Annotated in this window: 2 protein-coding genes and 1 pseudogene; all 3 read right to left on the reverse strand. The window is 70.3% G+C overall.

Going from position 1 to position 1,511, the window contains the following annotated elements; all coding sequences use genetic code 11:
* Positions 1–656, reverse strand: a 656-nt coding sequence (locus BI327_RS40690) for a serine O-acetyltransferase (protein ID WP_076867239.1), incomplete at its 3' end; no start/stop codon positions are given.
* 1 nt (position 657) lies between these two features.
* The gene (locus tag BI327_RS40695; RefSeq protein WP_033504517.1) at positions 658–1,152 is read right to left on the reverse strand and encodes a rhodanese-like domain-containing protein; all 495 of its coding nucleotides are present in this window, start codon (positions 1,150–1,152) and stop codon (positions 658–660) included.
* 135 nt (positions 1,153–1,287) lie between these two features.
* Positions 1,288–1,511, reverse strand: a pseudogene (locus tag BI327_RS40700) (microcin ABC transporter ATP-binding protein); the annotation flags it as partial.

Raw genomic sequence — 1,511 nt, forward strand, 5'->3', positions numbered from 1 at the left:
GTGAAGCGCTTGGCGCCCAGTGTGACCGCCTGGTAGATGCGCACGCCGCGGCCGATGCGGGCGGTCTCGCCGATGACGACGCCGGTGCCATGGTCGATGAAGCAGCCCGGGCCGATCTGGGCGCCGGGGTGGATGTCGATGCCGGTTTCGCCATGGGCGATCTCGGCGGCGATACGCGCCAGCAGCGGCAGGTCCAGCAGGTACAGTTGGTGCGCCAGGCGATGGTGGATCAGGGCGTGGATGCCGGGATAGCAGAGCAGCACCTCGTCCACGCTGCGCGCCGCGGGATCGCCGTGATAGGCCGCCAGCACGTCGCTGTCGAGCAGCCGCCGCACGATCGCGGCGGCGTGTTCCTCGACTCCGGCGTCGGCGGGCGCGTGACGCCGCAGCTCCAGCCGCGCCTGTTCCAGCAGGCTGCGCAGGGCCGCGTCCAGCGTGTAGCCGACATAGAAATTCTCGCTTTCGTGGCGCATGTCCACCGGCCCCAGGCGCATGGGGAAAAGCGCGCGCTTGAACTTGTCGAAGATGTCGGCCAGCGCCTCGCGCGACGGAAACTCGCGTTCGCCTGGCTCGCGGGCGCGCTGTTGCGAGGTGCGCCATTGGGCGCGGATGCCGTCCAGGGCGCGCACCACGCCCTCCAGATCGAAGGCCGCCATGTCAGTCCTGCACCCAGGGCAGGCCGCGATGGCGCCAGCCGTCGCTCAGGCCGCGATGCTGGTTGGCGTCGAGCTCGCCTTCAAAACCCTCGAAGACATTGAAGACCGCCGAGAACCCCGCCTTGGCGGCCGCCTCCGCCGCCAGCGCCGAACGCTTGCCGCTGCGGCACAGCAGCAGCACCACGGCGTCCTTGCCGCCGGCGCTGGCCACCTTGGCCTCCAGTTCGCGCACGAAGCGCGGGTTGCGGGTCAGGCTGGTGCCGGTGGCCCAGGGCACGTGCACCGTGCCGGGGATGTGGCCGACGAATTTGCGCTCTTCCGCCGAGCGCACGTCCACCAGCACCGCGTCGCCGTTCTGCGCCAGCGTCCAGGCGTCCACGGGCGAGACGCCGCCGGCATAGGGAAGGTGCTGGCCCAGCGCCGCGGCGCGCGCCTGCTCCAGGGTGGCAGGCAGGATCCGTTCGGTGACGGCGGCTTCGGGGGTGTCGTAGCTCATGGCGCAAGGGCCTCCAGGCTGGCCGCCAGAACAGGTGGCGGCGGAATCCACAATCTAGGCCTAAAGCGGCGAAATCCAAATGAATTAAAAGTCGGAAATTAACAACCGCGAGTTGTGTAGCGGCCGCTCGGGCGCTCAGGCCACGGCCGCCGCGTTGGCCGGCGGGGCCGGCGCCGCCACGCGCTGGCCGGGACGGGCGGCGAGCAGTTCGCGCGTGTAGTCGTGCCGGGGCGACGTGAACACCTCCTCCACCGCGCCCTGCTCCACCAGCGCACCCGCCGCCATGACCGCGACCCGGTCGCTGATGTGCCGCACCACTTCCAGGTCGTGCGAAATCAGCAGGTAGGTCAGGCCTAGGT

The organism is Bradyrhizobium mercantei (assembly GCF_001982635.1).
Taxonomy (GTDB): Bacteria; Pseudomonadota; Alphaproteobacteria; order Rhizobiales; family Xanthobacteraceae; genus Bradyrhizobium; species Bradyrhizobium mercantei.

Excerpts from the sequence above, each read along its gene's own strand:
- BI327_RS40695 (WP_033504517.1), bottom strand. The coding sequence starts at position 1,152 with ATGAGCTACGACACCCCCGAAGCCGCCGTCACCGAACGGATCCTGCCT.